Origin of the sequence: Streptomyces sp. NPDC006294 (genome assembly GCF_042870895.1) — a bacterium.
Lineage (GTDB): Bacteria > Actinomycetota > Actinomycetes > Streptomycetales > Streptomycetaceae > Streptomyces.
In genome coordinates, this window is sequence record NZ_JBIAHV010000012.1 from 154,960 (window position 1) to 180,949 (window position 25,990).

The following is a 25,990-nucleotide window of genomic DNA, read 5'->3' on the forward strand; positions in this document are numbered from 1 at the left end:
TCCCGTCCCCCGGGGCCGGCCGCATCGCCGTGTCGCTCAGCCATCGTCGCTCCTTTCCCGTCCGCACACAGAGGCAGGGCCGACCGGTACCCCGCCTGACGGGGGGTCAATCCCGCACTGACCCAGATGCCTGCCGCCGGTCCCGCACCGCCTGCCCGGGTGCGGGCGGTTCGGGCCCGTGTGAGGCTGTCGGCGACATCACGCCGCCAGTGGCGAAGGAGTGGGTTGTGAACCAGCTCGGAGACAAGCCGGAAGAGGTCCGCAAGCGCCTCGATGAGGAGAGGAACGAGAAGGGGAAGAGCAGGCCCGGCGACGAGAAGGCCGGGGACACCGCGGAACGGGCCGACGAGTCGGGCGAGCCGCGCAGCGCCGAGGAGAAGCCGCAGGGGGGCGAGGATCAGAGCCCCTTGTGACGTCGTGGCCGCTGGGGCCGGTCATGCGGTGCCGCGCGTCAACCGACGTGCCCGTCGGCGTCGAGGGTGTCCGGCACAGGTCGGCAGGTCCTGGTCCGTGGTCGGACACGCCGCGACCCGCTCCGGCCCCGCACCGGACAAGGTGCGGGGCACTTCCAGTACAACCCGGGCAGCGCCCGCCATGCCGACATGCACTGGGGTCACTTCCGCAGCAAGGACCTGCTCGACTGGGAACTGCTGCCCATGGCCCTGTCCCCCACTCCCGAGGGCGACGACGCGGACGGCGTGTGGACGGGCAACGCCGTGGAGGCAGGCGGCGAACTCGTCGCCTTCTACTCGGCCCTGCGTGCCGGGCGCTGGTACCAGCCCATCGTCCGGGCCGGCGGACATCCGTGTCCTGCTCGACCATTGCGCCGCCGAGGTGTTCACGGCCGAGGGGCAGGTTCTCACGCTGCGTCTCTATCCGGTCGGTGGCGCACCGTGGCGCCTGCGGGCAACGACGTCCGGTACTGCGCCGGTCCCCTACGAGGTCGAGGCATGGGACCTCCGGGGTCTCCACATCCACGACCGGCGGCCGGCGCCGGAGCGGACGTCATGACCGCCCTCGTACGCGGCGGGACGTGACCGCCCTCGTACACACAACCGGGCGCTTCCCCCGGCGGCGCGCAGTCGCGGTGGCGCCAGGCCACGCAGGGGGCTCGCCGCCTGCGTGGCCGCACCGGGCGCTGCCCGTCCGCCGCCACGGTCTTGGTCAGCTGCCCGCTTCCGCCGACGCCCGGACACGCCGTGGCGGCCTGCTGGAGCCGCGGACGACCAGGCGCGTGGGGACGGTGACAGTACGGGCACGGGAGCGGTCGCCGTCCAGGCGGGCGAGGGCGGTCCTGGCCGCGGCCTCGCCGATGGCTGCCGGGTCCTGCGCCACGGCGGTCAGAGCCGGTTCGAGCACGTCGGCGAGCGGGAGGTCGTCGAAACTGACCAGCGCGACGTCCTTGCGCGCGGCGCGGGCCAGTTGGGCGACCACCCCCATGGCCACGATGTTGTTGCCCGCGAACAGGGCGGTGGGCGGGTCGGCGAGGCCCAGCAGTTCGGTGGTCGCGGCAGCGGCGGTCTCCTGGCCGTGGGCGCCGGTCACCAGGGTGCGGTCGTAGGGCAGCCCCGCGTCCTCGAGCGCCGAGCGGTAGCCGGCGAGACGCTCGCGGCGGGTCCAGAGCTTCGCGGGGAGGTCACCGATGAAACCGATGCGCCGGTGGCCCTGCGCGATGAGATGCGAGACGCCCTCGTGGACGCCGGTCCGGTTGGAACTGACGACGCAGTCGGCCGACAGTCCGACTCCGGGGCGGTCGAGGAACACCACCGGCAGCCCGGCCGCGCGCGACGCCTTGAGATAGCCGTGGTCGGCGCCGAACGCGGGGACCACCATCAGGACGCTGACCCGGCGGGCCAGGAAGGTCTGGGTCAACACCCGCTCCCGCTCGGGGTCTTCGGCGGAGGAGCCCATGAGCAGGGTCAGTCCGCGGCTGCGCATCGCGTCCTCCATTCCGCCGGCGACCGTTCCGAAGAACGGGTTGCCCAGGTCGGGCACGACGAGCCCCACGGTGGTGTCGGGGCCCCCGACGCGGATGTTCCGGGCCATCAGGTTGGGCTGGAACCCGAGTTTCGCCACCGCGGCGAGGACGCGCTCCCGAGTCTGCGGGGAGCTCGGACCGTCCTCGTTGAGCACCCGGGAGACCGTCTTGGCGCTGACACCCACTTCTCGGGCGACATCGGCCAGAGTGGGGCGGCGGGTCGCGGCCATGTACCACCGTTCCTGTGCGTCCTCGGGGCCCGGCCCGTGTGGACCGGGCCCGCTGTCTTCTCCGAGCCGGCTCGGTTGCGAGCCTGCTCAGTGGGCTGACACGCCTGCGGCCCTGGCGGCGTCGGCGTCCGTGACGACGGTACCTCCGTCGCTCTGGACCGTGAGCGCCCCGGTCATGATGGCGACCACCTCGGCCATGGAGTGGTCGGAGGGCCTGATCAGTGCCTCCCGCCGGCCGAGCCGGTGCACATGGATCCGGTCGGCGATCTCGAACACATGGGGCATGTTGTGACTGATCAGGACGACGGGCATGCCCCTGTCCCGAACCCGGCGGATGAGATCGAGCACCTGTCCCGACTCCCTGACGCCCAGCGCCGCGGTGGGCTCGTCCATCACCACGACACTCCTGGCCCACGCCACGGCGCGGGCGACGGCCACGGCCTGGCGCTGGCCGCCGGAAAGGGTCTCCACCGCCTGAGTGAGGGAGCGCAGCCCGATCTTCAGATCGGCCATGTGGGCGGCGGCTTCCTCCCGCATCCGCTTCTTGTCGAGCATGCGGAACGCGCTGCCGAGCAGGCCGGGGCGGCGCAGTTCGCGGCCGAGGAACATGTTGGAGGCGATGTCCATGGAGGCCGCGACGGCGAGGTCCTGGTAGACGGTCTCGATGCCGTGCTCGCGTGCGCTCTGCGGGCCGCTGAACCGGATGGGCTTCCCGCCCAGTCGGATCTCCCCCTCGTCGGGGACGATCGCGCCGGTCAGCGCCTTGATCAGGCTGGTCTTGCCGGCTCCGTTGTCGCCGATGACGGCGAGCACCTCGCCGGGCATGAGGTCGAAGTCGGCCCCGTCGATGGCGGTCACCTGGCCGTATTTCTTGACGAGGCCGCGGGCCTGGAGGACGGGTGTGGTGGCCGTGTCGGTGCTCATCGCGTCTTCTTCCGTGAGATCTGGTCGACGGTCACGGCGAGGATCACCAGGATGCCGGTGATCAGCGTCTGGTAGATCGACGCGACGCCCATCAGCTGGAGCCCGTTGCGGAAGACGCCGACGATGAGTACGCCGATGAAGGTGCCGAGTACGGCGCCGCGGCCGCCGAAGAGGCTGGTCCCGCCGAGGACGACGGCGGTGATGCTGTCGAGGTTGTCGGTCTGTCCGGCCTGCGGATCGCCCACGCCGGTACGGGATATGAGCAGCAGCGCCGCGACGCCGTACACGAGCCCCGCGAGCGTGTAGATGCCGATGGTCAGCCGGGAGGTGCGGATGCCGTTCAGCCGCGCGCTTTCCGGGCTGTTGCCCAGCGCGTAGACGTGGCGGCCCCATGTGGTGCTGCTGAGCGCGTAGGCGAAGGCCAGGAACAGGGCGATGGTGACGAGGGAGCCGTAGGTGATGTCGGTCCGGCCCAGCGGGAAGGTCTCGCCGAGCGCGGTGAGCGGTGCGGGCAGATCGGTCACCGTCTGCTCGGCGGAGTAGATGTGCGTGAGCGCGAACGCCACGTTGAGCATGCCCAGCGTCACGATGAAGGGCGGCAGCGGGATCATCCGCACGAGCAGGCCGTTGAGGAGGCCGAAGCCGCCGCAGACCACCAGCCCGAGGGTGATCGCGGCGAGCGGGGGAAGCGTTCCCTGAGCTGCCGTCTTGGCGATGACGATGCTGCCGAACGCCATGACCGCGCCGCAGGAGAGGTCGATGCCGGCGGTCAGGATGATCAGGGTCTGGCCGATGGCGAGGGTGCCCACGACCATGACCTGCTGGACGATCAGGGAGAAGTTGCCGCCGGACAGGAACTGTTCGGTCGTCAGCGAGAAGAAGACGCAGGCGAGCAGGAGCGCCGCCAGTGGGCCCGCGGTGGGTGTGGCGATCAGCCGGCGGACCGCGGTCGGTCCTTTCAGCTGGGCGTAGGGCGTGGTCGTCGCAGTCATGGTGGTCCTTGGCCGGTGATGGATTGCATGTGCGTGCCAGTGGCGGTACGGGACGTTCGTGCGGGCGGCGTACCGGAGGTCGTCGCCGGCGGCAGGTGTGCGCCGGACCTGCGGGGTGGCCGCCGGGGCCCCGAGGTCACGGCCGGGTCGGACCGTCCGGCCGCGGAGCGGCCGGACGGGCGCCGGGGCTCAGCCCCAGCAGTTCTCCAGGCCGTACGCTGTGTCCTTGGCGTCGACCCCCGCCTGTGCCCGGTCTGTGATCAGCGTGACGCCGGTGTCGGTGTAGCCGGTGGCCTTCTTGCCGCTCTCGGCAAAGTCCGCGACGGCCTTGACGCCCAGGGCCGCCATCTTGAGCGGGTACTGCTGCGAAGTGGCGGCGATCTTGCCGTCCTTGACGGCCTTCGTGCCGGTGCAGCCGCCGTCGACGGAGACGACGAGCACCTTCTTCTCCAGCCCCTTGGCCTTCAGCGCCGTGTAGGCGCCCAGCGCGGCCGGTTCGTTGATCGTGTAGACGACGTTGATGTCGGGGGCCTTCTGGAGGCAGTTCTCCATGGCCGTCTGTCCCTTGGCCTGGTCTCCGCCGGTGTCCTGGCGGCACACGATCGACGGGTCGCTCTCGGGGACACCGAAGCCCTTGAGGAAACCCTCGTGCCGCTGCGTGCCCACGGCGACCCCGGGCGCCAGGTCGAGCGTCGCGATCTTCGCCTTCCTGCCGGCCAGGGCGGCCTTGGCGTACGCGCCGATGAGTTCGCCCGCCTTGACGTTGTCGGTGGCGAAGAGGGCGTCGGTGGCATCCTGCGGCTCGGTCGGGCTGTCCAGGGCGATGACCATGACGCCCTTGGCGCGGGCCTTCTCGAGAGCGGGGACGATCGCCTTCGAGTCGTTGGGCGTGATGAGGATGCCCTTCACACCGGAGTTCACCATGTTCTCGATGGCGGTGACCTGGCCCGCGTTGTCCCCGTCGAACTTGCCGGCCGCGCTGACCAGCTCGACACCGCTGTTCTTCGCGGCCTGCTCGGCGCCCTCCTTCATCTTCACGAAGAAGGGGTTGGTGTCCGTCTTGGTGATCAGGCCGACCTTCACCGACCCGTCGTCCGAGTCCTGTGCGCCGGAGCCGCAGGCCGTCAGTGCGAGCGTCGCGGCGGCGGTGCAGGCGGCCACTCTGACCAGAGTGGTGACGGCACGGTTGTTACGGGGCATGACTGACTCCTGCTGTTCTCGGGCGGAGCGGCCGCGCTGTCCAAGGGCACTGCGGCGCGGGGAGGTTGTTGCCGGGGCCGGTGTCATCGTTGACCTATGTCATCGTTGACACCGCTTGCGGAGGATGATGGACTCCGTCTCCCCGCAACGTCAATGCCTTGAGGCCGTCACAAATCCGCAACGCCGCGACAGCGGCCGCACTGCGGCGGCGCCGCCCCTCGGGCACCCCCTCCGCGGCGCGCCGCCCCCGCGCCGCCCTACCCGGAGAGAAACAGCCATGCGCCTGCCTCAGGTCACCGTCCTCGGCGAATGCGTCGCCGACGCCTTCACCGTCCCCGCGCCCGAGTCCGTGTCCGCGCCCGAGTCCGTGTCCGCGCCGGACGAACTCGCCCTGCGGGTGCTGCCGGGCGGCGGCCCGGCGAACACGGCCGTGGCACTCGCCCGGCTGGGCACGCCCGCCCGCCTGCTGGCCCGGCTGTCGGACGACGTGTTCGGGCGCCTCTTCCGTCGCCGCCTCGAGGCATCCGGCGTCGATCTCTCCCAGGCCGTCCGCGCCGGGGAGCCGAGCACCCTGGCCGTCGCCGAGCTCGACGGGACCGGCCAGGCGGCGTACTCGTTCCACGCCCAGGGCACCGCCGACTGGCAGTGGACCGCGGACGAACTGTCCGCGACGGACCTCACGTCCACCGCCTGCCTGCACTCGGGCTCCCTGGCCCTCGTCCGCGAACCCGGCGGCCGGGTCGTGGAGGAGTTCCTCCTCCGCACCTCGGCCACCGCCACGATCTGCCTCGACCCCAACGTCCGGCCACTGCTCGTGGCGCCCGAGGTCTACCGCGAACGGCTGCCGCGCTGGTGCGCCGTCGCCGACGTGCTGCGCCTGAGCGAGGACGACCTGGAGCTGCTGCTGCCCGGCTGCCCGGTCGACCGGGCCTGCGACGTCTGGCACGCCGCAGGCGCCCGGCTCGTCGTCGTCACTCTCGGGGGGCGCGGCGCGACCGCCTCGCTGGACGGCGAGCGGGTCACGGTGCCGGCGCCGGCGACCGCCGTCGTGGACACCATCGGGGCCGGTGACTCCTTCACGGCCGGGCTTCTCCACCACCTCGGAGCCCGGGGACTGCTCGGTGGCCGGCTGGCGGATGTGGGCCTCGACGACGTCGCCGAGGCGTGCGCGTTCGCGGCCAGGGTTGCCGCGCTCACCTGCTCGGTCAGCGGGCCGAACCCGCCGTGGGAGCGCGAGCTGAGACAGCCGGCGACGGCCGTCCGACCATAGACCGTCACCGGTTCCCGTCCCGGTGGCTCTGCCGCAACCATTGACGGACCGGCTCGGGCACGCTCATCATCACTGCCCAAGCGATGTCATCGCTGACATATGTCATCGCTGACACACACTGCCGGCCGACCCCACCCGCCCGGCACTGCGCGATCCCCTCGGCGTCGTGCCACCGCAGCGGACGCGGACACGACGCCGCCGCCCACAGTGCAGGAGACACAAGGAGCCCAGGCCCCGTGTACCGACGTGCCCGGCTGCGCCTCGTCGCCGCGGCAGCCGCGACGTGCGCCCTCGCCGTCACCGCCGCGGTCCCCCAGGCGGCGGCGACCGGCACAGCGCCCCACACCGAGACCTACCGGCCCCAGTTCCACTTCTCCCCGGAGAAGAACTGGATGAACGACCCCAACGGGCTGGTGTACTTCAAGGGCGAGTACCACCTCTTCTACCAGTACAACCCCAGCGGCAACACCTGGGGCAACATGTCCTGGGGCCATGCCGTGAGCAAGGACCTGGTGCACTGGAAGGAGCTGCCGCTCGCCATCCCGCACGACGACGAGGAGATGGTCTTCTCCGGCAGCGCGGTGGTCGACCACGAGAACACCAGCGGCTTCGGGACGAAGGACGACCCCGCCATGGTGGCCGTCTACACCAGCGCGTACAAAAGGGACGGCAGGCAGGCCCAGTCGCTGGCGTACAGCACGGACCGCGGCCGCACCTGGACCAAGTACGAGGGCAATCCGGTCCTCGACATCGGCTCGAGGGAGTTCCGCGACCCGAAGGTGCAGTGGTACGCGCCGACGAAGAGCTGGCTGATGACGGTGTCGCTGTCCACCGAGCACAAGGTCCGCTTCTACTCCTCGAAGGACCTCAAGAGCTGGACGCACCTGAGCGACTTCGGCCCGGCCGGCGCGGTCGGAGGCGTGTGGGAGTGCCCCGACCTCTTCCCACTGCCCGTCGACGGGGACAGCGGACGCACCAAGTGGGTACTGGTCGTGAATCTCAATCCCGGCGGGATCGCCGGCGGTTCGGCCGCGCAGTACTTCATCGGCGACTTCGACGGCACCCGCTTCACCCCCGACGACGACGGCTCGTACACGCCTCCGCCCGGGCTGGTCGTCCAGGACTTCGAGGCCGGCGACTACGGCGACTGGACGACGACGGGCACGGCCTTCGGCGCGGGACCGGTCCCCGCACCCGCACCCGGAACGTCCGGCACGAGCGGTGTCGAGGGCCAGGGATTCGTCGACAGCTTCCACGGCGACGACGCCGAGACCGGCACGCTCACCTCGCCGCCCTTCACCGTGGACAGCGCCTATCTCAACTTCAAGGTGGCCGGCGGCCGTCACCCGCACGTCCCGGGCTCGGTCCTGGGTGACGCACCGGCGCCGGAGGGCACGGTCCTCGCCGACTTCGAACAGGACGGCTACGGGTCCTGGACCGCCACCGGCACGGCCTTCGGCGACGGCCCCGCCGCGGGGACGCTTCCCGGCCAGCAGCAGGTGTCCGGGCACACCGGCGACCGGCTGGTGAACAGCTTCCGAGGCGGCGACTCGGCCACGGGCACCCTCACCTCGCCCGAGTTCACCGTCACGGCGAAGCACATCAACTTCCTCGTCGGCGGCGGCAGACACCCCTCCGGTGCCGAAGCGCCCACGGCCGTCCGCCTCGTCGTCGACGGCAGGATCGTACGCAGCGCCACCGGCGCCGACTCCGAGGCGCTCAACTGGGCCTCCTGGGACGTCGGCGACCTCGCCGGCCGCAAGGCGCACATCGAGGTCGTCGACGAGAACACCGGCGGCTGGGGTCACATCCTGCTGGACCAGGTCATGCTCTCCGACACACCGGCCCGGCCCCGTTCGACCGAGACCGCGGTCAACCTGCTCGTCGACGGCAAGGTCGTCCAGAGCGTGTCCGGCGCGGACAGCGGCAGCCTCGACTGGGCGTCGTTCGACCTCCGCTCCCACCGGGGCAAGCAGGCCGCCGTCCAGCTCGTCGACATGAACAAGGGCGGCTGGGGGCACATCATGGCCGACCACTTCGTCGCCGCGGAGCAGCCCGCGACCTCCAACGTCCAGCGGGCCCACTGGGTCGACCACGGCAAGGACTACTACGCCGCCGTCTCCTGGGAGGACGCTCCGGACGGCAAGCGCCGCATGATCGGCTGGATGAACAACTGGCAGTACGGCAACAGCATCCCCACCTCCCCCTGGCGCAGCGCGCAGAGCATCCCGCGGGAGATGGCGCTGCGCACCGTGGACGGCCGGATCCGCCTGACCCAGCGGCCGGTGGCCTCCGTGCAGTCGCTCCGCACCGGCCGGGCCGTCAGCGTCCGCGACACCACGGTCACGAACGGCACCACGCCCCTGGCCGGGGGGCGTGCCGACGGGAAGGCCCTCGACCTCCAGGCCACCTTCGCCCTCGGCGACGCCGAGCGGTTCGGGCTCAAGGTCCGCACCGGCGAGGGGCAGGAGACCGTCGTCGGGTACGACGCGAAGACCCAGGAGCTGTACGTCGACCGCACGAAGTCGGGCGCGGTGGACTTCCACCATGACTTCCCCGGCGTCCAGCGGGCACCGCTGGCGGCCGAGGACGGCAAGGTCAGGATCCGGATACTGGTCGACTGGTCGTCGGTGGAAGTGTTCGGCGGCGACGGCCAGGCCGTGATCACGGACCAGATCTTCCCCGACCCGGACAGCGAGGGCGTCCAGCTCTTCGCGGAGGGCGGCTTTGTCGGCGTGGACCAGGTCACGGTCTGGCAGCTGCGGTCCTACCGCGACTGACCGCTCACCGGTCACGCGGGGCGAGGCGCGCCCGTCCCGGCCGGTCGCGACGGGCCCTGCGGGCGCGGGGCCCGTCGCCCGGAACGGGTGCGTTGTCGTCTTCGAGGACCTGGACAGTCCAGTGTCCGGGAACGACGTTGCGGCCCAGGGTCTCGCGCTCCACACGATCTGCGTGCGTGTGAAGCCCGGCCTTGCGCAAGAGCCGTACGGCGCCGTCCAGGCAGCGGCCGGCGCTACCGGTGAGCTGGTGGAATTCGTACAGGGCGCGCGTGCGCGCTCAGTGAGAAGCGACGCGCCTCACCCCCCACGCGCTGGAACTCGTCTCGAGCGACGCCCTCGGCGGCGGCCTCGACTGGTTGCGCTGCCGCCCGCGGCCCGTCACCCCGCCCCCCCGTTGATTGTGCGTGGGAACCAACTCGCGCTGTGCGGCGCGGTACTGCTGCTCGACCGGCCTGGAAGGGCACATTGCAGGGGTTGTTCGGGTGCCGACCGGAATGGGACACACACGCGTGAGATGCCTGCGAGCCGCCATGGTCTTCCTGATTGCCGCGGTGCCGGTGTCGACCGGTGTCGCTCCGCCGGCCGTGGCCGGTGAGCGGCCGCAGTCGCTGCCGTACGTCACGGCGGGCGCTCGTCCCGGGCCCGGCGTGCTGTACGCCCCGGCGCCGGCGGCGCCGCAGCTGCAGAACCGCGATCCGCGTTTCGACGCGGCGCCACTGCTGGTGTCCGGCAATGAGGCGTACGTCGACGGCGAGTACCTCTACCAGGACTTCCTTCACGACGACTGCGGCTCCGACACGGACGGGGCGGGGCACGACTCGCGTTCGGAGTGCGCCGGGAACGCCGTCCATCCGGCCGACGGCGGGCGCTACGGAGGGAACGCCGCCGACCTGGTGGAGTTCCGCATCGCCGCCGACCGCACCCGGGTGACCTACCGCATCACGCTCAACACGCTGCTGGCGCGCGACTCCACCATCACCGCGATCGCGTTCGACACCGACGGCGACGAGGCGACGGGCGCGAGCACGCTGCCGCGTGACCCCGGGGCGCCCTTCCCCGGGACCGACGAGGTGATCACGACGTGGGGGACGGGGGCCGAGCACGTGTCGTTCGCCGAGGACGGTACGGCGCGGACCACACCGCTGCGGGTGCGTACGGATCTGCAGGCCAACCAGCTGACCGTCACGGTCCCCCGCACCGTCAGCGACCCGCGGGGGACATGGCGGGCCACCGTCGCGACGGGGCTGTACGACACCGCCACCGGAGGCTGGCTGCGACCGCGGAACGCCGCGGACCGGGACAGCGCGGGTGGCGCCGGTCCTCTCGACCCGGACCCTTCGGGCATCTTCAACCTGGCGTTCCGGTTCGACGAGCCCGTACTGAGGAGGAACGTGCCGCCGGACTCCGCCCAGTCCGCGGCGCTGGCCGACCACGCGCCGACACGCTTCGCCCATGCGATCGACTTCGACGCCCTGCGGCACGGTGTGCGGCGGTCCTCGGTGCCCGCCCACGGGACGACGATGCGCATCTTCCCCAGCCGGCTCGGCCTGGGCGAGGGACGTGATCCCGAAGGCCGGTTCCCGCAGTACAAGGGTCAGTTGCAGCCGTACAGCCTCTATGTCCCGACGGCATACGAGCGCGGCCGGCCGGCCGGGCTGACACTGGCCCTGCACTCACTGGGGCAGCGGCAGTGGCAGTACAACGGGACCGTCGGCGTCCAGCAGATCGGCGAGGCCCGTGACAACCTGGTCGCCACGCCGCTCGGACGCGGCCCGGACGGCTGGTACCAGAGCGAGGCCGAGTACGACGTCTTCGAGATGTGGAACGACCTCGCCCGCCACTTCACCCTGGATCCCGGCCGGGTGGCGATCAGCGGCTACTCGATGGGCGGCTACGGCACGTACCGGCTCGGCATGCTGTATCCGGACCTGTTCGGGAAGGCGTTCTCCGTCGTCGCCCCGCCCGGTGAGGGCATCTGGGTCCCGCCCGCGCCGCCGACCGGCGGGGCCGGGACGCTGACGAACGCGTGGCTGGAGAACGCCCGCAACGTGCCGTATCTCAACGTCGTCGCGGGGCAGGACGAGCTGGTGCCCCTGCCCGGGACGAGCGCGCAGAACCTGGGGGCGCCGGAAGCCGGGGTCCGCGGTTTCGACCAGCTCGGCTACCGCTTCCGCTATGTCGTCCACCAGCCGGCGACCCACTCCACGCTGGCCGCCCTGGGCTACGACATGCCGATGGCGACGGACTTCCTCGGCGACGCCCGGGTCGACCGCGACCCGCACCATGTGTCGTTCGCCTACGTTCCCGCCAGTGACGACCGCCGTCTCGGGCTGGTCCACGACCACGCGTACTGGGTCTCGGGGACGACACTGGCAGACCCCGGTGCAAGCGACACCGCACCCGCCAAGGGCGTCGTGGACGCCTTCAGCCACGGTTTCGGGCGGGGAGACGCGACCGGTACGCGCGGTTCCGGCACGGGTACCCATCCGCTGCCCTACACCGAGGTCAACCGGAGCTGGGGGCCGTACCCGGAGATCCCCGTGGCGAACCGTCTCGATCTCCGGCTCACCAATGTCGCCCACGCCGACATCACGCTGACCCGTGCCCGACTGGACCCGCGCAAGGTGCTCACCGTACGGGCCGACGCCGACCGTGCCGGTGAGGTGCTGCTGGCGGGCCGCTTCCGCGACGGCACGCGGGTGTTCCGCGACGGGAGGCCCGTCGACGCGCGGACCGGGCCGCGCGGAGTGACGCTGCCGATCGCCGCGGGGACGCACACGTACACGCTCGTCCCGCCCGGACGGTAGGCCGTGGCTCGTGTCCCGGTGGTCCCGGCTCTTGTCCGCATCGCACTGTGCGGCGTTGCCGGCCGGGAAGCGGCACAGTAGCGTTCCGGCTGCCCCGGCCCTCGTGAGAAGGAGTCACCATGGCACCAGCCGTGCGTGTCCGGCGCCGCAGCCGTCTGGGGCTCGCCGTGCGGGTGTCCCTCGTCGCCGCACTGTGTCTCGGCAGCGCGGCCGTGCCCGCCGCCGCGTCCCCGCGCTCCGGCGCCGGGGCGGACCGCACGGGCCCGCGCACACCCCTCCCGGAGGTCACCGGCCCGATCGCGCAGAGCGAGGAGTCGCACGCCTTCGGCGGCGCGGGCCACCAGCGGGTGCCCGAGGACCTGGACCGCGCCGGATACACCGAGAGTGAGTACTTCGTCTCCGGCGAGGCCAACGTCTACGACTGGCCCGCGCCCGGCCCGGCCGTGGTGCGCACGGCCGGCGTCCCGTACACCACGCGCATCCTGGTGCGGCAGCCGAAGAACCCGCGCCACTTCAGCGGCAACGTCGTGGTCGAGATGCTCAACCCGTCCAACTTCTTCGACCTCAACATCGGTTGGGGCGCGATGCGCCGCCGGATCACCGAGAACGGTGACGCCTGGGTCGGCATCACCGCCAAGCCCGTCTCCGTCGAGGCGCTCAAGAACTTCGACGCCGAGCGCTACGGCCCGCTGTCCATGGCCAACCCGCTGCCGCTCGATGATCCGCGCAACTGCACGGACCTGCAGAGCCTCTTCCCCGCCGACAGCTCCCGCGCCACCGAGAACGGCCTGGTCTGGGACATCTACAGCCAGGTCGGTGCGCTGCTGCGCAGCGGCGCGCCGAGCAGCCCGGTCAGCGGGGTCGAGCGGCTCTACGGCTTCGGCTACTCCCAGACCGGCGGCTATCTGCAGACCTACGTCAACGCGATCCATCCGCTGGACGTCCGCGCCAACGGCCGCCCGATCTACGACGGTTACCTCGTCGCGGTCTCCGGCGGGAGGTTCGTCGGCGCGATGCCGATCAACCAGTGCACCCCGGCTCCCCCGCAGGGCGACGAGCGCCAGCGGTTCCACGACGTGGGCGTGCCGGTCATGCACGTCATGTCGCAGTCGGACTACCTGACCGGCATCGACGCCCGACGCGCGGACAGCGACCGCCACGCCGACCGCTTCCGCTACTACGAGATGGCCGGAGCCGGGCACGCCACGCCCGAGGAACTGCTGTACTCGGCACGGCCGGAGGACATCGAGCGCGCGGGGCGCGCCGTCCCGCCGATGGAGTGCGACCAGGGCCCGCGCAGCCGCTTCCCGAATCACATCTTCTTCGACGCCATGCTCCGCAACCTCGACGCATGGGTGCGCGACGGGGTCGCGCCGCCGCGCGCCGAGCCGATCGAGGTGGTGGACGGCCGGCCGGTGCTGGACGAGTTCGGCAATGTCCGGGGCGGCCTGCGCTCGCCCTATCTGGACGTCCCGACCAGCACCTGGAGCGGCACCTCCACCGGGGCGTCGTTCTGCCGCATCTCCGGCCACGAGGTGCCCTTCAGTCACCAGCGTCTGGCCGGGCTGTACCCGACTCACGGCACGTACGTCCGGGCTGTCGTCCGTTCCGTCCGCGAGCTGGTCGCCGCCCGGTTCCTCACACCGCGGGACGGGCGTGCCGTCGTCCGCGAGGCCGTCCGGGCCGACATTCCCTGAGCCGGCGCCCGCCGGAGCCGCGGGCGGACGCGAAGCCGGCCGCCGCCGGTCCCCCTGGGCGGCGGCGGCCGGTGTCTGTCAGGTCAGGCGCGGCCGGGACGACGCGGCCGACGGCCCCGCCGCCGGCCTCGCGTCCCCGCGTGACCGGGTCAGGACGCCGGCTCGACGTCCGGGATGCCGCTGGCCGGCGGGGCGTCCTTGGCCGCGGAGTCGTCCTCCTTGATCGGCGCGTCGCCGACGTCGGTGACCAGCACCGGGGTCAGCGGTTCGCCCTTGCCGCCCTTGAGCTTCACGACCTGCATACCGGAGATGCCGAGGTGGCTGTCCGCGGAGTAGCGGAACGGCGCCAGGCCGGGACCCTCCAGCTCGCCGCCGACCTTCTCGAGCGCCTTGACGACGCCCTCGCGGGTCGGGTTCTTCCCGGCCGCCTGCAGCGCCTGGACGAAGGTGTACGCCTGCGACATGCCGTAGATCCGGTAGTTGGTCAGTTCACCCTTGGCGCCGTGCTCGTCCCACACCTTCTGCCACAGCTTCACCCACTCGCTGTCGGTGGCGTCGGTGCCGGGGATGTACTCGGTGGTCAGCACGTTGTCGAGCAGGCTGTCGCTGCCCTTCACCGCTCCCTTGGAGAACCGCGCCAGCAGGGAACCGACGAGGGCGGGGTCGGAGCCGACGTTGCTGTAGAACCAGGTCGGCTTGAAGTTGAGCTTCATCGACGTCAGTTGGCTCAGCGCCGTGTAGGACGGCACGTTGAACCCGAGGACGATGTCGACCTTCGCGGCCTGCAGCGCGGCCAGTTGCGGGGCGACGTCGGTGTTGCCGGGGGTGTACTTGACGGTCTCCACGATCTGGTCGTCGAGGTACTTGTGCGCGCCGGCGGCGCCGTCACGGCCGAAGTCGTCGTCCTGGAGGAAGAGGCCGACGCGGGCGTCGGGCATGTTCTCCTTCACCCACTGACCGACGATCTTGCCCTCGATCATGTAGTCGGGCTGCCAGCCGAAGGTCCACGGGTGCTTCTCCGGGGCGTCGCCCCACGCCAGCGAGCCGCTGGAGACCAGCAGGTCGGGCACCTTCTCGGCGTTGAGGAAGTCGACCACCGCGCTGTGCGTCGGGGTGCCGAGGCCGGCGACCATGCCGAAGACCTCTTCCTTGAGGACGAGTTCGTTGGTGACGGTGCTCGTGTTGGTCGGGTTGTAGGCGTCGTCCTTGACGACGTACTCGATCGTGCGGCCGTTCACCCCGCCGTTGGCGTTGACGTAGTCGTAGTAGGCCTTGTGGCCGCTGGGGATCTCGCTGTAGCCGGGAGCCGCGACGCCGGTCAGCGGGAAGTGCGCGCCGATCTTGATGGTCTTCTCGGTGATGCCGACGTCGGGCGCGCTGTTCTTGTCGCCGCCCTCGTCGGGCCGCCCGCCTGCGCCGCACGCGGCGAGCAGGGCGGCCGCGGTGAGTACGCTGACGAGCGTGGTCGCGCGGTGGGCCGTTCTGTGCACGGTGGTGCCTCCTTCGTGGGTGCGCGGCCCGATGGGCCGCCGCGCCGGTGGGGTCGTTGCCGTCATGCGGCGCGCCGGCGCCGCCGCCAGGCGTCGCGGAGGGTGCCGGTGATGCCCGCGGGTGCCACGAGGACCACGATGATCATGGTGAGCCCGTAGACCAGCGGGGCGAGTTCGGCCGCTCGGACGTCGGTGAGTCCGGCGTCCACGCCCAGGTCGGTGACCAGGTGCGGCAGGAAGGTCAGCAGCGCGGAGCCGATCAGCGCGCCGGTCAGACTGCCGAGTCCGCCGAGGACGACGGCGCTGAGCAGTGCCAGGGACAGGTTGAGGGAGAATCCGCTGGGTGCGGTGATCCTGACGACCATCGCCATGACGGCTCCGGCGAGACCGGCGCAGGCGGTGCTGACCACGAAGGCCAGCACCCGGGCCCGGCCGAGGTGGATGCCGGCGATCTCGGCGGACACCTCGTCGTCGCGGACCGCCCGCCAGGTGCGGCCGACCCGGCTGCGCATCAGGTTGGCGAGCAGGACGTAGGTGCCGATGAGGCAGATCCAGCCGATGTAGGCGACGTACTTCGTGGAGTTCAGCTCGCTGCCGGTGACGAAGTACGCCGCGTCGAGCACCCACACCGGGATGTCCGGCACGCGTACGCCCAGCCCCTGTTCGCCGCCGAGGCGTTCGAAGTAGAGCGCGGCGCCGGGCACCGCGATCGCGAGCGCCAGGGTGGCTCCCGCGATGTAGGGGCCGTGCAGCCGGGCGGCCGCGACGCCGACGGCGGCTCCGACGACGAGGGCGACGAGGGTGGCCGCCGCCAGTACGCCCGGCAGCGGCAGCGCGGGTCCGGCTCCGTCGAGGAGCAGCGCCGTGGTGTACGCACCGATGGCCATGAAGGCGCCGTGGCCCAGCGACAGTTGGCCGTTGAGCCCGGTGAGCACCGTCAGGCCGCCGGCGGCGATGCCGAGGTAGGCCATGGAGGCGAGCTGCGAGTTGGCGAAGGAGCCGGTGGACTCCATGACGGCGGTGACCACGGCGAGGCCGAGGACGGCGAGCGCCAGGTGCCGCAGCAGTACCGAGGAGTCCCAGCGGCGCCGGAGCCCGGCGAGGGGTCCGCCGGGACCGTCCGGCTTCGGTGCGGCGGTGGTGCCCTCGCTGGTGGGTGAGGTGGTCGTCATGTCAGACCCTCCGTTCCGCGAGGTGGGAGAAGAGGCCGCCGGGTTTCAGGAGGAGTACGGCCATGAGGATGGCGAGGGCGGCGAGCGGGACGAGTTCGGAGCCGACGTAACCGCTCACGGCGCTCAGCGACAGACCGAGCAGCATGCCGCCGATCACCGAACCGACGGGGCTGTCGAGGCCGCCGAGGACGGCGGCGACGAATCCGTAGACGACCACGGAGTCCATGTACGCCGGGTGCACCAGGCTGCCGCCGGCGATCAGCAGCCCGGACAGTGAGCCGACCAGCGCGGCCAGCGCCCAGCCGAGGGTGAGCATCCTGCCGACCTTGACGCCGAGCAGCCGGGCGACCTCCTGGTTGAAGGCGGCGGCCCGCATCTTCAGGCCGACCTCGGTGTAGCGGAAGAGCAGGACGAGCAGGGCCATGACGATCACGACGGCGATGACGGTGAAGATGCCGAAGCCGGTCAGCGCGATGGTGGTCTCCCCCACGGTGAAGCCGCGGAGCCCGAAGGGGGCGGGGAAGGAGCGGTAGCGGGAGCCGAAGATCATGGCGGCGAGCGAGTGGAGGAGGATGAACAGGCCGAGGGTGAGGATCACCGCGTTGATGTGGGCCTTGCCCTCGACGGGGCGGATCACGACCCGCTCCACGACGGCGCCGAGGAGCAGTCCGCAGAGCAGTGCCGCGGCGAAGCCGAACCAGTACGAGTGGCCGGCGTCGATGATGACCAGGGCGACATAGGTGGTGATCATGGCCATCGGCGCCTGGGCGAAGTTCACGATCCGGGTGGACCGCCAGATCAGGCAGAGCGCCAGCGCGAACGCGGCGTAGACCGCGCCGAGGGTCAGACCGCTGAGCGCGGTGGTGAGGAGCTGCTGCACAAAGTCTCCCGTGGTCAGAATCCGAGGTAGGCGTGGCGGAGTTTCTCGTCCGCGGCCAGGGCCGGCGCCTCGTCCTGGACCACGACCTTGCCGAGGTTCAGGACGACGCCGACGTCGGCGATCGACAGGGCGCTGCGGGCGTTCTGTTCGACGAGGACGACGGTGAGTCCCTCGCTCGCCACGAGCGACCGGAGCAGGTCGAAGATCTGGGCGACGACCCGCGGTGCCAGGCCGAGCGACGGTTCGTCCAGCAGGAGGACCTTCGGGGCGGCCATCAGGGCACGGCCGATGACGAGCATCTGCCGCTCGCCGCCCGAGAGGACGTGCGCGGTGGCGTCGTACCGCTCGCCGAGCGCCGGGAAGAGACCGCAGATCCGCTCGATGTCGGCCGGCCGGGACCGGCCGGGGCGGTGCAGGCCGCCGAGCCTGAGGTTCTCCTCGACGGTGAGCTCGGTGATGACGCCGCGGCCTTCCGGCACGTGCGACAGACCGAGCGGGGCCATGTTCTCGGCCGGCGTACGGGTGATGTCCCGGCCGTCGAGGAGCACCTGTCCGCGGTCGGGCCGGACCAGGCCGGAGGCGGTGCGCAACAGGGTCGTCTTGCCCGCGCCGTTGGCGCCGAGCACGGCGGTGACCTTGCCCTGCGGGGCGGTGAACGACACCCCGTCGAGGGCGGGGACGGGGCCGTAGCTGGTGGTGAGGTCGCGTACTTCGAACATGGTCAGGTTCCCGTCCGCTCGTGATCCACCTCGTCGCCGAGGTAGGCGGCGACGACGGCGGGGTCGCGCCGTACCTCGTCCGGCCCGCCGCGGGCGATGACCCGCCCGAAGTCGAGGACCGTGATGTCGTCGCAGACGCTCATCACCAGATCCATGTGGTGCTCCACGAGCATCACCGCCATCCGGTCGGTGAGTCCGCGGATCAGCTCACCGAGCTCCGCCATCTCGTCGTTGGACAGACCGCTCGCCGGCTCGTCGAGCAGCAGCAGTTCCGGTTCGCCGACGAGGGCGCGGGCCAGGGCGACCCGTTTGCGGACCGGGTAGGGCAGGCTGCCGGGGTAGCGCCCCGCGTACTGCTCTACGCCGAGGTCGGCCAGGGCGGCCCGGGCCCGGCCGGCGAGCGCGGTGTCGTCCCTGGCGCTGCGGCGGGCGCCGAGCAGGGCGGCGAAGAAGCCGGTTCCGGCGTGCCGGTCGGCGCCGACCATGACGTTGTCCAGCACGGTCATCCTGTCGAACAGGCCCAGGCCCTGGAGGGTGCGGCCGATGCCGAGGCCGGCCAGCTGGTGGGGGCGCAGGCCGGTCAGTTCGCGCCCCTTCCAGAGCAGCCTGCCGGTGTCCGGGCGGACGAAGCCGCAGGCGACGTTGAACAGCGTGGTCTTGCCGGCCCCGTTGGGGCCGATCACCCCGAGCACCTGCCGGGGCGCCACGTCGAGCGCCACCTCGGACAGCGCCTGGACTCCCCCGAACCGGACCGAGACGTCGGTGATCGAGAGGACTGCTGCGGGTTCGCCGTTCCGGACCGCGGGTCCGGTCGCTGCTCCGCTCACTGGGGCTCCCTGTCTGGCCCTGGGCCGGGCTCCTCGTCGGCTGTGACGAGCCCCTACGGTGGGCGCTGAGCACAGAAACCGACATGGGCGGAGCGCACAAAACTCCTGGTGCGCATCGCCCTGCACGCGTACGCGGGTCTGGTGCGGCTGTGCGCTGCGTGCGATCCTCCCCGGCATGGGCATGACCTCCACAGCGTCGGTGCCCCCCGACGACGAAGACCTGCAGCGCGACATCGAGCGTGCCTGGGCGTCACTGCTGCCGCGCGCCGACGCGATCGCCGACGACATCACGCTCACCCTGCTGGCCAAGGACTGGCTCGACGTCGCCGGTCCGGAATTGCGGGCCGACATCCGCTCCAGCACCCGGGAGCACATCCACCGCGGGATCCGGACCATGGCCGGTCTCGCCCAGGACGGCGAGCGGGCCATTCACGTCTGGCGGGAGACCGGCCGGCGCCGGGCCCGGCAGGGTGTGCGGATGGAACATGTGCTCAACGCCTACAGCCTCGGCACCCGGGTCCTGTGGGAGGCGCTGCTCACCCAGCGGGGCCACCCCGACCACGACTTCGACGACCGGGTGCTGCTGATCGCGGGCCAGCGGATCTGGGCGGCCCTGGACGTGCAGAACGCCACGCTGGTGGAGTCCTACCGCCGGGAGAGCGCCCGGCTGCAGAGCCAGGACCTCCGGCGCCAGCAGCGGCTGCTCGACGGCCTCGTCGAGGGGCGCGGCGCCGACCCGGTCTTCGCGGCGGAGGCCAGGGAGGTGCTCGTCATCCGCACCGACGAGCCGGTGGCCTGCGTGGTGGCGCACTTCGACGGGATGCTCGACGGACCGATCCGCGGGGCGGAGGACCGGCTGGAGCGCCTGGGACTGACGTCGTACTGGCACGTCCGCGGGGACATCTACTTCGGCCTGGTGGCCACCGGGGCCGCCGGTGTGGAGGGCGTGGTGCGCGCCCTGCGGCCCGCCGTCGCCGGCCGCGCCGGGGTGGCCGCCTCCCCGGACGGCCTGGCCGGCTTCGCCACCGCCTACCGGCTCGCCGCCGGAGCCGCCGACACGGTGTCGAGCGGCACGCCGGAGGTGGTGCCGGTGACCGACCGGCTGCCCGAAGTGCTGCTCCGGGCAAGCCCGGAGGCGACCGCCGTACTGGTGGAGCAGACCGTCAGCCCGATCCTGGCGCAGCCGCCGCACCAGGCGGCCGTACTGCTGGAGACGCTGCGCGCGCTGATCGCCCACCACGGGTCCCCGACACACGCCGCCGAGCAGCTGTTCTGCCACCGCAACACGGTGATCTACCGGATGCGGCAGATCGAGCAGCTGACCGGCCGCAGCCTGCACGACCCGCGGGACCGGCTGCTGCTCACCCTGGGCGAGATGGCCGCTCCGGCGCCCGTCGGCGCGGGATCGGCGGCTTCGTCGGGGGGACAGGGGACGGGCTGAGGGGGTCTCCCCATGGTCCTGAGGCCGGGCACCGTACCGGTCCCGAAGTACGGCGGCCGGGTAATCCGGGTGCGGGCCGGTCGTCCCGCCTGATACCAATCCTCGCCATGGGCGATCTTGTGACAGCACGACTGGTACTTCATCCGATGACCGCGACCGAGGCTGAGCGAGTGGTGGCCGGGGAGCCGGACGACGGTGTCCGATGGGCGCCGGGGTATCCGACCGACGGGGACGTCGCCGCCGCCAGGCGCTTCCTGGGAACCTGCGCGGACACCGGCGATCCGCAGCCGTTCGGCAACTACGAGATCCGCCACCGCGGGAGCGGCCGGGCGATCGGCGGCCTGGGCTTCCACGGACCGGTCGACGAGAACGGCACCGTCACGATCGGCTACGGCCTCACCCCGTCGGCGCGAGGCAGGGGATACGCCTCCGAGGCCCTCCGCGGACTGCTGCTGTTCGCGCGGACGCGCGGCGTCACCTGTGTGAAAGGCGACGCCGACCGCGACAACATCGCGTCCCAGCGCGTCATGACGGCAGCCGGCATGCGGCCGGCCGGGCAGGACGAGCGCGTCAGGTACTTCGAGACCGTCTGGAGCGACGAGAGCTGACCCGCCGGCGGGCTACGCCTGGAACTCGGTGAGGTCGATGCTGTGGACGCGCAGCGGGAAGCCGTGCACCGGGTGGGTCGTCTCGAGCTCCGGCTCCATGCCGAGCTTGCGGATGACGTTCTCGGAGGCGTCGTCCCCCGGCCGGGTGATGCTGATGACGCGGTCGAGCCCGCGGTCCTGGAGCGCGAACTCCAGTGTCGCGTGGGCGGCTTCGGACGCGTAGCCCTGGCCCCAGAAGTGCGGGCCGAACCGCCAGCTGATCGCCACGGCGGGCATCACCTCCGGCAGGAATCCGGGCACGGACAGCCCCGTGAAGCCGGCCAGTTCGCCGGAGGCGAGGAGTTCGACGGCGAAGAGGCCGAAGCCCTCCTCGTCCCACTCCTCCTCCCACTGCTCGATCTCCTCGGCCGTGCGCTCCAGGTCGTGCACGGAAGCGTCGTCGACCCAGCGCATGACCTGAGGGTCCGCGTTGATGTCCGCCATGGGCACGAGGTCGTCGTCGTGCCAGCGGCGGAGCAGGAGGCGGGGGGTGCGGATGTCGGTCATGAGCCCCATCCTGCCGGACACGAGGAGGCCACCGGTAATCGGTGCTCACGCCGCCGGGGAGCACGGCACAAGGCACCGGGCCGGACCGGCCGCCGCGGTCAGTGGCGGACCACGAGGAGGGCCGCGATGTCGTCCTCCAGACCGTGGAAGCCGAAGTGCTGGAGGTCGCGCTTCAGAAGGGAGGTGATCTCGCCGGCGGGGGAGCCGGCCCACCGGCGGAAGCGTTCCTCCAGCGGGTAGAAGTCCCCCTTCCGGTTACGTGTCTCGCTCACCCCGTCGGTGAACAGCAGCAGCCGGTCCCCGGGCTCGAAGCGGAGTTCCCGTACGTCGTACTCCTGCTCAAGGAGCACCGGCAGGTTGACGGGCAGTGAGGGCGCGGGGAAGTCGACGCCGGTGACCGTGGTGTCGTACTGGATCAGCGGTGGCGGGTGGCCGAGGCTGAGCAGCCGGACCACCGGGGCGTCGCCGGGGATCTCCGCCAGCATCACGGTGGCGAACCGGTCGGCACCTTCCGCGTCGGGGGCCCGCTGCCGGTACCGGCGCATGCTGAGCTCCAGCCGGCGCGCGATCTCGGGCAGTCCGGGCTCCGAGTACGCGGCCTCGCGGAAGGAGCTCAACAGCATCGAGGCCGCCTCCACCGCGCCGAGCCCTTTGCCCTGCACGTCGCCCAGGATGAGGCGCACCCCGCCACCGACCGGCAGAGCCTTGCAGAAGTCGCCGCCCACATGGGCGCCGTGCGCCGACGCCTCGTACAGCAGATGCAGGTCCACCGGGCCGAGCCGGGAGGGCAGGGGCCGCTGGACCGCCCGCTGGGTCACATCGGCCAGCGCGACGAGGTCCCTCCACTGGCGCTCCCGCCGGGTGCGGACACGGCTCACCCACACCGCCGCGGCCACCACGACCGTCAGCGCGAGGAAGCGGAGCCCCACGTCGCCGGAGACGAGAGCGTCGCCGCGGGTGCCCAGCGCCGCGAACAGCGCCATGGAGAGCAGCCCGAACCCCAGGGTGATGAGGACCCCCCAGGTGACCGCCGCGAGGGCGGGCACGGCGAACAGGAAGTTCTCGAAGTGCTTCGTGTCGGGCGTGGCCATGTCCAGAGCCGCCGCCAGAACGAGCAGGACGCAGGGCAGCGCCCGGCCGACCAGCAGCGCGGCGTCGGCCGGAAGTCGGAAGTTGGTACGGTCAGGCATTCGTCCCATTAGGCACGACGTGGACGACCGGCTCCACCGCTGGAAACCGTGTCGCCGCACGCTTCACCCCGCTGCGTGCTCGGGCGCCGCGGAGCGGCCGCCCGAACGGGGGGTACGGCGACGCCCGCCCCGGTGGGCCGGGGCGGGCGTCGGACCTGTACGGGTCAGGCGGGGGTGATGTTCTCCGCCTGCGGGCCCTTCTGGCCCTGCACGACGTCGAAGTTCACCTTCTGGCCCTCCTGGAGCTCACGGAAGCCGGAGCTGGCGATGTTCGAGTAGTGGGCGAAGACGTCCGGGCCTCCGCCGTCCTGCTCGATGAAGCCGAAGCCCTTTTCCGAGTTGAACCACTTGACTGTTCCACTGGCCATTTCGTCCTCCAAGGGGACTGATGAATCGGCTCCCGCACGGTGCGGGACCCGGAGGTGATCGCCCTGGTCCTCAGAGGCTTTGAACAGCGAAACGCCCGTGAACTCGCGCTCACGGGCGACCGGTACTTCGGAACCATGACAGCTGGCACTGACGCTACACGGCCCGTCACCTCTTCACCATGGAAAACCGCCGCGTGCCCTGATCAAGGCTCAATCGCGACGGCCGGAAAGCGCCGTCCGACTCCCTCCGATCGGGGTGCGGCGATGCCCCGCCGCCCCTGTCCAGGGCCGGAGTCCGAGGTCGCGATCCACATCCGCAGCCGGCTGGGGAGCCGGTCGTCCGGTGCGTCGGGGCCGAAGATCTCCCGGGTACGCCGGATGCGGTACTTGAGGGTGTTCGGGTGAACGCCGAGCCGCTGTGCCGCCTCGCCGACGTTCCCGACGGCGTCCGGCCAGGCCGTCACCGATTCGGCGCAGCGCGTATGACGGCTGCGGTCGTGTTCGAGCATCGCCTCGGCACCGGGGCGCCGCGGGCGCGGCGGGCGCGGCGGGCGCGGCCGACGGTCCAGGGCGTCCGCGAGGTGGGCGAGAAGCACTTCCGCTCTACCCGGTGCTGTCCCCTTTCGCCTGCGGCCACCTGATCCACGAACTTCCGCCGGACCTGGTGTTCGGCGGCTGCCGGCCCTGCCCCTGGCGGTCCATCTGCTCCGCAGCCGCAGGAACGCGCCGCCTCCAGACCCGCGGCGGCGCTGCGACGCAGGAGGCCAGGGGGTCTTGCGCGACTCAGGAGACATCTCTGCTCCGCGCCTTCCTCCACGGGCCGCCGTCCGGCGTCGCCCATCAGCACACCGGTTCCGACGACCTGCCCGCCGGCGGCGACGAGCCCGCGCCGTGACCGTCCGTGGCTGTCCGCGCCGCGGAGACCGGGATCATCCGGGGCATCCGGAGCTTTCGGGTGACCCCGTCCCCCTCGCCGCACCGTCCGCCGCGCGTCCCGCCATACTGGAGCGGCCCGCGACCGCCCCAGAGAACGACTCCATGCCAAAGACAAGTACCTCCTTGACCACCGCCCCCGACACGACGTGGCTGGGGCACGGGCGCCACCTCGGGCCCTCTCCCGAGCAGGACGTCCGGCGCAACCTCATCGCGCTCAAGGCCGCCGGGGTCATCGACGACTTCCTCGATCTCGACCCCGCAGGCCCCTCCGGCTCCACCGACGCCACCGGCCCCTCCGCTTCCTCCGCATCCGGCGTGGGCGGCCTCTCCCCCGTGCTCCCCGCCCAGGGGAGCGCGCCGCCCGCGCCGGACTCCTCCGCGCGCCGCCTCTTCGAGGCCCGCTGGCGCGTCGCCGGCGATGTCGTCGTGCGTGCCCAGCTGAGGTGCTACGACACCCCGGCGCAGGGGCGGCAGGGTGACGGCGAGGGGGTCGCATGGACGCTGGCCGCGCGGGCGGAACGCCGGTGGGAACAGCAATGGCCCTCCCCCGCCACGATGTTCTGGCCGGACAACAACCGCGTCGCCTGGGACCACGACCCCGTCGCCGGTCTGCGTCTGCGGACCACCAATCGGCTGCCGGCCGACGACAAGGAGATGCGCCGTCTCCTCAAGGACTGCGCCCGCGACAGCTGGAACATTCACGTCGTCGTGCACGAGGCCATGACCCCCGACGCACGCGGCCGCCGGTCCCTGACATCGTTTCTGCCGCCGAGCCTGCGCCATCGGGTGGTGGAGCACCGGGCGGCGCCGGACCAGTTCCAGATCGTCAACTGGGCGATCAAGGACCTGCACGTCCGGGTGCCTCGGGGCGGCGCCGTGGTGCTGCCCTCGGCGCCGGCACGCCCGGAGTACGACGCGGAGCGCTTCACGGTCCGCAGCGTCTTCCTGGACGGCTCGGAGCCGATGGAACTCGTCGAGAAGGTGACGTCCTTCGCCGAGCTGCCGCGGACCTTGACCGCAGAGGCGGAACAGGCCCTGGACAGCCTGCGCGACCGCTGGCATCTGCTCACCGTGGAGGAGGAGTTGGCCCACGCCCGGGAACTCGTCGCCACGTACGCCGAGGCGCTGGAGGCCATGACCCGCTCCCGTGACCTGTACCGGGAGGCGGCCGAGCTCGCCCAGGCCGCACTGGCCGAGGTGACCGGACCCGACAGCCTGCCGCGGCCGTCGTCCCCCGAGCCCGCCGCCAGGAGCGCCGGCTCCGGCTCCCCACGCGGCCTGCTGACCAAGGCCCTGGGACGCTTCAAGGACGCGTCGAGGCAGGAGCCTTGAGTACCGATGTCAGGGCCTCCCCGCCCCTCTGAGGCTGGGAAGTCCTGACCTTCCGGGCGCGCGGCCGTGATCAGGCTTCGGGGTGCAGTTGCCCCAGCAGTTCGTAGAGGTTGCGGCGACCCGCGTCGTCGAGGCGGTCGAACGCCGCCGACGTGGAGCGCATACCGGCACGGACGAGGCGGACGGCCTCCATGCCCTTTTCCGTGGCGACGACGTTCTTGACCCGCCGGTCGGCCGGGTTGAGATGCCTGGAGACCAGCCCCTGGGCCTCGAGCCGGTCGACGAGCCCGGTGATGTTGGACGCGTCACAGGCGAGCAGTCCCGCGAGAGCACGCATGGGCAGCGGCTGCCGCAGCAGGATCAGCACCTTGGCCTGCGTCATGGTGAGCCCCTGCTCCGCGGCGGAAGAGGTGAGGTCCCGGTAGTAGCCGGCAGCGGCCCGCGCCAGGCGCTCGAGCAGGTCGACGTGGGTGGGGTCGCCGCCCTTCTGATCAGGGGTCTCGGGGGCGGCGTGCGGCGCGGGGGTGCGGGACATGGCTCCAGTGTAGGTGAAAGTCAACGTTTGACTTCCTCAACCATTGACGTCTACGGTCCTTCTCATTG

General features: G+C 71.7%; 24 protein-coding genes and 1 pseudogene. 10 read left to right on the plus strand and 15 right to left on the minus strand.

What is annotated here, in order from left to right:
• Nucleotides 1–227 precede the first annotated feature (227 nt).
• Both ACFYOP_RS22490 and ACFYOP_RS22495 read left to right on the plus strand, forming a co-directional pair.
• On the plus strand, nucleotides 228–413 hold the full coding sequence (locus ACFYOP_RS22490) for a hypothetical protein (protein WP_356893171.1): 186 nt from the start codon (nucleotides 228–230) through the stop codon (nucleotides 411–413).
• 66 nt (nucleotides 414–479) lie between these two features.
• Nucleotides 480–1,037: a hypothetical protein gene (locus tag ACFYOP_RS22495; RefSeq protein ID WP_356893169.1), complete on the plus strand. Its 558-nt coding sequence runs from the start codon at nucleotides 480–482 to the stop codon at nucleotides 1,035–1,037.
• A gap of 127 nt (nucleotides 1,038–1,164) precedes the next feature.
• Here the strand turns inward: ACFYOP_RS22495 and ACFYOP_RS22500 are convergent, their stop codons facing one another.
• The 4 genes from ACFYOP_RS22500 to ACFYOP_RS22515 all read right to left on the minus strand — a co-directional run bounded on the left by ACFYOP_RS22500 (nucleotide 1,165) and on the right by ACFYOP_RS22515 (nucleotide 5,324).
• Nucleotides 1,165–2,208, minus strand: a complete 1,044-nt coding sequence (locus tag ACFYOP_RS22500; protein ID WP_356893167.1) for a LacI family DNA-binding transcriptional regulator — start codon at nucleotides 2,206–2,208, stop codon at nucleotides 1,165–1,167.
• Nucleotides 2,209–2,295: 87 nt separating this feature from the next.
• Nucleotides 2,296–3,132, minus strand: coding sequence for an ATP-binding cassette domain-containing protein (locus ACFYOP_RS22505; RefSeq protein ID WP_356893165.1), 837 nt, complete (start codon nucleotides 3,130–3,132; stop codon nucleotides 2,296–2,298).
• Entirely contained in the window at nucleotides 3,129–4,124 is a 996-nt protein-coding gene (locus ACFYOP_RS22510; protein ID WP_356893163.1) for an ABC transporter permease, read from the minus strand. Before ACFYOP_RS22510 ends, ACFYOP_RS22505 begins: the two co-directional genes overlap by 4 nt.
• A 189-nt stretch (nucleotides 4,125–4,313) precedes the next feature.
• The gene (locus ACFYOP_RS22515) at nucleotides 4,314–5,324 is read right to left on the minus strand and encodes a sugar ABC transporter substrate-binding protein (protein WP_356893161.1); all 1,011 of its coding nucleotides are present in this window, start codon (nucleotides 5,322–5,324) and stop codon (nucleotides 4,314–4,316) included.
• Nucleotides 5,325–5,601: 277 nt separating this feature from the next.
• Here ACFYOP_RS22515 and ACFYOP_RS22520 point away from each other — a divergent pair, with 277 nt between their 5' ends.
• Both ACFYOP_RS22520 and ACFYOP_RS22525 read left to right on the plus strand, forming a co-directional pair.
• Nucleotides 5,602–6,594: a carbohydrate kinase gene (locus tag ACFYOP_RS22520; protein ID WP_356893159.1), complete on the plus strand. Its 993-nt coding sequence runs from the start codon at nucleotides 5,602–5,604 to the stop codon at nucleotides 6,592–6,594.
• Between the two features lie 83 nt (nucleotides 6,595–6,677).
• Nucleotides 6,678–9,374, plus strand: a complete 2,697-nt coding sequence (locus ACFYOP_RS22525) for a GH32 C-terminal domain-containing protein (protein WP_356893157.1) — start codon at nucleotides 6,678–6,680, stop codon at nucleotides 9,372–9,374.
• A gap of 4 nt (nucleotides 9,375–9,378) precedes the next feature.
• On the opposite strand, the pseudogene ACFYOP_RS22530 reads toward ACFYOP_RS22525, so the two are convergent.
• Nucleotides 9,379–9,656, minus strand: a pseudogene (locus ACFYOP_RS22530) (hypothetical protein); the annotation flags it as partial.
• A gap of 227 nt (nucleotides 9,657–9,883) precedes the next feature.
• Here ACFYOP_RS22530 and ACFYOP_RS22535 point away from each other — a divergent pair.
• On the plus strand, nucleotides 9,884–12,181 hold the full coding sequence (locus ACFYOP_RS22535) for a hypothetical protein (protein ID WP_388452523.1): 2,298 nt from the start codon (nucleotides 9,884–9,886) through the stop codon (nucleotides 12,179–12,181).
• 119 nt (nucleotides 12,182–12,300) lie between these two features.
• Complete coding sequence (locus ACFYOP_RS22540) at nucleotides 12,301–13,878, plus strand: alpha/beta hydrolase domain-containing protein (RefSeq protein ID WP_356893153.1); 1,578 nt, start codon at nucleotides 12,301–12,303, stop codon at nucleotides 13,876–13,878.
• Nucleotides 13,879–14,027: 149 nt separating this feature from the next.
• Here ACFYOP_RS22540 and ACFYOP_RS22545 read toward each other — a convergent pair whose 3' ends face one another.
• From ACFYOP_RS22545 to ACFYOP_RS22565, 5 genes are all read right to left on the minus strand, one after another.
• Nucleotides 14,028–15,368, minus strand: a complete 1,341-nt coding sequence (locus ACFYOP_RS22545) for an ABC transporter substrate-binding protein (protein ID WP_356893151.1) — start codon at nucleotides 15,366–15,368, stop codon at nucleotides 14,028–14,030.
• Between the two features lie 62 nt (nucleotides 15,369–15,430).
• Entirely contained in the window at nucleotides 15,431–16,540 is a 1,110-nt protein-coding gene (locus ACFYOP_RS22550) for a branched-chain amino acid ABC transporter permease (protein ID WP_356893149.1), read from the minus strand.
• Between the two features lies 1 nt (nucleotide 16,541).
• On the minus strand, nucleotides 16,542–17,420 hold the full coding sequence (locus tag ACFYOP_RS22555; protein ID WP_356893147.1) for a branched-chain amino acid ABC transporter permease: 879 nt from the start codon (nucleotides 17,418–17,420) through the stop codon (nucleotides 16,542–16,544).
• 14 nt (nucleotides 17,421–17,434) lie between these two features.
• Nucleotides 17,435–18,139: an ABC transporter ATP-binding protein gene (locus tag ACFYOP_RS22560; RefSeq protein WP_356893145.1), complete on the minus strand. Its 705-nt coding sequence runs from the start codon at nucleotides 18,137–18,139 to the stop codon at nucleotides 17,435–17,437.
• Nucleotides 18,140–18,141: 2 nt separating this feature from the next.
• A complete protein-coding gene (locus ACFYOP_RS22565; RefSeq protein ID WP_356893143.1) occupies nucleotides 18,142–18,966 on the minus strand; it encodes an ABC transporter ATP-binding protein in 825 nt (274 codons plus the stop codon).
• A 175-nt stretch (nucleotides 18,967–19,141) separates the two neighbouring features.
• Between ACFYOP_RS22565 and ACFYOP_RS22570 the strand changes: the two genes are divergently transcribed.
• Entirely contained in the window at nucleotides 19,142–20,407 is a 1,266-nt protein-coding gene (locus tag ACFYOP_RS22570) for a PucR family transcriptional regulator (RefSeq protein ID WP_388452530.1), read from the plus strand.
• A 107-nt stretch (nucleotides 20,408–20,514) separates the two neighbouring features.
• Entirely contained in the window at nucleotides 20,515–21,015 is a 501-nt protein-coding gene (locus ACFYOP_RS22575) for a GNAT family N-acetyltransferase (RefSeq protein WP_356893139.1), read from the plus strand.
• A 12-nt stretch (nucleotides 21,016–21,027) separates the two neighbouring features.
• Here ACFYOP_RS22575 and ACFYOP_RS22580 read toward each other — a convergent pair whose 3' ends face one another.
• From ACFYOP_RS22580 to ACFYOP_RS22595, 4 genes are all read right to left on the minus strand, one after another.
• Entirely contained in the window at nucleotides 21,028–21,561 is a 534-nt protein-coding gene (locus ACFYOP_RS22580) for a GNAT family N-acetyltransferase (RefSeq protein WP_356893137.1), read from the minus strand.
• 98 nt (nucleotides 21,562–21,659) lie between these two features.
• Complete coding sequence (locus ACFYOP_RS22585; protein ID WP_356893135.1) at nucleotides 21,660–22,751, minus strand: PP2C family protein-serine/threonine phosphatase; 1,092 nt, start codon at nucleotides 22,749–22,751, stop codon at nucleotides 21,660–21,662.
• A 164-nt stretch (nucleotides 22,752–22,915) separates the two neighbouring features.
• Complete coding sequence (locus ACFYOP_RS22590; RefSeq protein WP_100105551.1) at nucleotides 22,916–23,119, minus strand: cold-shock protein; 204 nt, start codon at nucleotides 23,117–23,119, stop codon at nucleotides 22,916–22,918.
• A 203-nt stretch (nucleotides 23,120–23,322) separates the two neighbouring features.
• Nucleotides 23,323–23,628: a helix-turn-helix domain-containing protein gene (locus ACFYOP_RS22595; RefSeq protein ID WP_356893133.1), complete on the minus strand. Its 306-nt coding sequence runs from the start codon at nucleotides 23,626–23,628 to the stop codon at nucleotides 23,323–23,325.
• A gap of 101 nt (nucleotides 23,629–23,729) precedes the next feature.
• Here ACFYOP_RS22595 and ACFYOP_RS22600 point away from each other — a divergent pair, with 101 nt between their 5' ends.
• Both ACFYOP_RS22600 and ACFYOP_RS22605 read left to right on the plus strand, forming a co-directional pair.
• Entirely contained in the window at nucleotides 23,730–24,014 is a 285-nt protein-coding gene (locus ACFYOP_RS22600; RefSeq protein ID WP_356893131.1) for a hypothetical protein, read from the plus strand.
• 143 nt (nucleotides 24,015–24,157) lie between these two features.
• On the plus strand, nucleotides 24,158–25,387 hold the full coding sequence (locus ACFYOP_RS22605; protein ID WP_356893129.1) for a hypothetical protein: 1,230 nt from the start codon (nucleotides 24,158–24,160) through the stop codon (nucleotides 25,385–25,387).
• 70 nt (nucleotides 25,388–25,457) lie between these two features.
• Here the strand turns inward: ACFYOP_RS22605 and ACFYOP_RS22610 are convergent, their stop codons facing one another.
• Nucleotides 25,458–25,922 (minus strand): MarR family transcriptional regulator, encoded by a 465-nt coding sequence (locus ACFYOP_RS22610; RefSeq protein ID WP_356893127.1) that lies wholly within the window; start codon nucleotides 25,920–25,922, stop codon nucleotides 25,458–25,460.
• Nucleotides 25,923–25,990 lie beyond the last annotated feature (68 nt).

Bases quoted from the DNA above. Each gene is read 5' to 3' on its own strand.
- ACFYOP_RS22500 (WP_356893167.1), bottom strand. From the start codon at position 2,208: ATGGCCGCGACCCGCCGCCCCACTCTGGCCGATGTCGCCCGAGAAGTG.
- ACFYOP_RS22505 (WP_356893165.1), bottom strand. From the start codon at position 3,132: ATGAGCACCGACACGGCCACCACACCCGTCCTCCAGGCCCGCGGCCTC.
- ACFYOP_RS22510 (WP_356893163.1), bottom strand. From the start codon at position 4,124: ATGACTGCGACGACCACGCCCTACGCCCAGCTGAAAGGACCGACCGCG.
- ACFYOP_RS22515 (WP_356893161.1), bottom strand. From the start codon at position 5,324: ATGCCCCGTAACAACCGTGCCGTCACCACTCTGGTCAGAGTGGCCGCC.
- ACFYOP_RS22520 (WP_356893159.1), top strand. From the start codon at position 5,602: ATGCGCCTGCCTCAGGTCACCGTCCTCGGCGAATGCGTCGCCGACGCC.
- ACFYOP_RS22525 (WP_356893157.1), top strand. From the start codon at position 6,678: ATGTCATCGCTGACATATGTCATCGCTGACACACACTGCCGGCCGACC.
- ACFYOP_RS22540 (WP_356893153.1), top strand. From the start codon at position 12,301: ATGGCACCAGCCGTGCGTGTCCGGCGCCGCAGCCGTCTGGGGCTCGCC.
- ACFYOP_RS22550 (WP_356893149.1), bottom strand. From the start codon at position 16,540: ATGACGACCACCTCACCCACCAGCGAGGGCACCACCGCCGCACCGAAG.
- ACFYOP_RS22560 (WP_356893145.1), bottom strand. From the start codon at position 18,139: ATGTTCGAAGTACGCGACCTCACCACCAGCTACGGCCCCGTCCCCGCC.
- ACFYOP_RS22570 (WP_388452530.1), top strand. From the start codon at position 19,142: ATGGGCATGACCTCCACAGCGTCGGTGCCCCCCGACGACGAAGACCTG.
- ACFYOP_RS22575 (WP_356893139.1), top strand. From the start codon at position 20,515: ATGGGCGATCTTGTGACAGCACGACTGGTACTTCATCCGATGACCGCG.
- ACFYOP_RS22580 (WP_356893137.1), bottom strand. From the start codon at position 21,561: ATGACCGACATCCGCACCCCCCGCCTCCTGCTCCGCCGCTGGCACGAC.
- ACFYOP_RS22585 (WP_356893135.1), bottom strand. From the start codon at position 22,751: ATGCCTGACCGTACCAACTTCCGACTTCCGGCCGACGCCGCGCTGCTG.
- ACFYOP_RS22590 (WP_100105551.1), bottom strand. From the start codon at position 23,119: ATGGCCAGTGGAACAGTCAAGTGGTTCAACTCGGAAAAGGGCTTCGGC.
- ACFYOP_RS22595 (WP_356893133.1), bottom strand. From the start codon at position 23,628: ATGCTCGAACACGACCGCAGCCGTCATACGCGCTGCGCCGAATCGGTG.
- ACFYOP_RS22605 (WP_356893129.1), top strand. From the start codon at position 24,158: ATGCCAAAGACAAGTACCTCCTTGACCACCGCCCCCGACACGACGTGG.
- ACFYOP_RS22610 (WP_356893127.1), bottom strand. From the start codon at position 25,922: ATGTCCCGCACCCCCGCGCCGCACGCCGCCCCCGAGACCCCTGATCAG.